Below are 2,962 nucleotides of genomic sequence, written 5' to 3' on the forward strand. Positions count from 1 at the left end.
TTTGGTTAAGTCCTCGATCGATTAGTATCAGTCAGCTACACATGTCGCCACGCTTCCACCTCTGACCTATCAACCTGATCATCTTTCAGGGATCTTACTAGCTTGCGCTATGGGAAATCTCATCTTGAGGGGGGCTTCATGCTTAGATGCTTTCAGCACTTATCCCGTCCACACATAGCTACCCAGCGATGCCTTTGGCAAGACAACTGGTACACCAGCGGTGTGTCCATCCCGGTCCTCTCGTACTAAGGACAGCTCCTCTCAAATTTCCTACGCCCACGACGGATAGGGACCGAACTGTCTCACGACGTTCTGAACCCAGCTCGCGTACCGCTTTAATGGGCGAACAGCCCAACCCTTGGGACCGACTACAGCCCCAGGATGCGATGAGCCGACATCGAGGTGCCAAACCTCCCCGTCGATGTGGACTCTTGGGGGAGATAAGCCTGTTATCCCCGGGGTAGCTTTTATCCGTTGAGCGATGGCCCTTCCATGCGGAACCACCGGATCACTAAGCCCGACTTTCGTCCCTGCTCGACTTGTAGGTCTCGCAGTCAAGCTCCCTTGTGCCTTTACACTCTACGAATGATTTCCAACCATTCTGAGGGAACCTTTGGGCGCCTCCGTTACATTTTAGGAGGCGACCGCCCCAGTCAAACTGCCCACCTGACACTGTCTCCCGGCCCGATCAGGGCCGCGGGTTAGAATTTCAATACAGCCAGGGTAGTATCCCACCGACGCCTCCACCGAAGCTAGCGCTCCGGCTTCTCAGGCTCCTACCTATCCTGTACAAGCTGTACCAAAATTCAATATCAGGCTACAGTAAAGCTCCACGGGGTCTTTCCGTCCTGTCGCGGGTAACCTGCATCTTCACAGGTACTATAATTTCACCGAGTCTCTCGTTGAGACAGTGCCCAGATCGTTACGCCTTTCGTGCGGGTCGGAACTTACCCGACAAGGAATTTCGCTACCTTAGGACCGTTATAGTTACGGCCGCCGTTTACTGGGGCTTCGATTCAGAGCTTCTCCCAAAGGATAACCCCTCCTCTTAACCTTCCAGCACCGGGCAGGCGTCAGCCCCTATACTTCGCCTTGCGGCTTCGCAGAGACCTGTGTTTTTGCTAAACAGTCGCCTGGGCCTATTCACTGCGGCTCTCTCGGGCTATACACCCTACCAGAGCACCCCTTCTCCCGAAGTTACGGGGTCATTTTGCCGAGTTCCTTAACGAGAGTTCTCTCGATCACCTTAGGATTCTCTCCTCGCCTACCTGTGTCGGTTTGCGGTACGGGCACCTCCCGCCTCGCTAGAGGCTTTTCTTGGCAGTGTGGAATCAGGAACTTCGGTACTATAATTCCCTCGTCATCACAGCTCAGCCTTTATGATGAGCGGATTTGCCTACTCATCAGCCTAACTGCTTGAACGCGCATATCCAGCAGCGCGCTTACCCTATCCTACTGCGTCCCCCCATTACTCAAACGGCGGGGAGGTGGTACAGGAATATCAACCTGTTGGCCATCGCCTACGCTTTTCAGCCTCGGCTTAGGTCCCGACTAACCCTGAGCGGACGAGCCTTCCTCAGGAAACCTTAGGCATTCGGTGGACAAGATTCTCACTTGTCTTTCGCTACTCATACCGGCATTCTCACTTCTAAGCGCTCCACCAGTCCTTACGGTCTGACTTCGCTGCACTTAGAACGCTCTCCTACCACTGACATCAAAGATGTCAATCCACAGCTTCGGTGATACGTTTAGCCCCGGTACATTTTCGGCGCAGAGTCACTCGACCAGTGAGCTATTACGCACTCTTTAAATGGTGGCTGCTTCTAAGCCAACATCCTGGTTGTCTAAGCAACTCCACATCCTTTTCCACTTAACGTATACTTGGGGACCTTAGCTGGTGGTCTGGGCTGTTTCCCTTTTGACTACGGATCTTATCACTCGCAGTCTGACTCCCATGGATAAGTCTTTGGCATTCGGAGTTTGACTGAATTCGGTAACCCGTTGGGGGCCCCTAGTCCAATCAGTGCTCTACCTCCAAGACTCTCACAACATGAGGCTAGCCCTAAAGCTATTTCGGAGAGAACCAGCTATCTCCAGGTTCGATTGGAATTTCTCCGCTACCCACACCTCATCCCCGCACTTTTCAACGTGCGTGGGTTCGGGCCTCCATTCAGTGTTACCTGAACTTCACCCTGGACATGGGTAGATCACCTGGTTTCGGGTCTACAACCACATACTAAACGCCCTATTCAGACTCGCTTTCGCTACGGCTCCGCCTTATCAGCTTAACCTTGCATGGGATCGTAACTCGCCGGTTCATTCTACAAAAGGCACGCCATCACCCGTTAACGGGCTCTGACTACTTGTAGGCACACGGTTTCAGGATCTCTTTCACTCCCCTTCCGGGGTGCTTTTCACCTTTCCCTCACGGTACTGGTTCACTATCGGTCACTAGGTAGTATTTAGCCTTGGGAGATGGTCCTCCCAGCTTCCGACGGAATTTCACGTGTTCCGCCGTACTCAGGATCCACTCAAGAGGGAACGAAGTTTCAACTACAGGGTTGTTACCTTCTTCGACGGACCTTTCCAGGTCGCTTCATTTACTTCGTTCCTTTGTAACTCCGTATAGAGTGTCCTACAACCCCAAGAGGCAAGCCTCTTGGTTTGGGCTAATTCCGTTTCGCTCGCCGCTACTCAGGAAATCGCATTTGCTTTCTCTTCCTCCGGGTACTTAGATGTTTCAGTTCCCCGGGTCTGCCTTCAATATCCTATGTATTCAGATAAAGATACTGTTCCATTACGAACAGTGGGTTTCCCCATTCGGAAATCTCCGGATCAAAGCTCACTTACAGCTCCCCGAAGCATATCGGTGTTAGTCCCGTCCTTCATCGGCTCCTAGTGCCAAGGCATTCACCGTGCGCCCTTTCTAACTTAACCATTAGCGAATAAATGGTACAACATA

The 2,962-nt window shown here is 52.3% G+C and carries 1 rRNA gene; it reads right to left on the bottom strand.

Going from position 1 to position 2,962, the window contains the following annotated elements:
• Nucleotide 1: 1 nt before the first annotated feature.
• Nucleotides 2-2,937, bottom strand: a 23S ribosomal RNA gene (locus OK414_RS29620).
• Nucleotides 2,938-2,962: the final 25 nt, after the last annotated feature.

It is taken from the genome of Priestia sp. JV24 (assembly GCF_025910025.1).
Classification (GTDB): Bacteria; Bacillota; Bacilli; order Bacillales; family Bacillaceae_H; genus Priestia; species Priestia megaterium.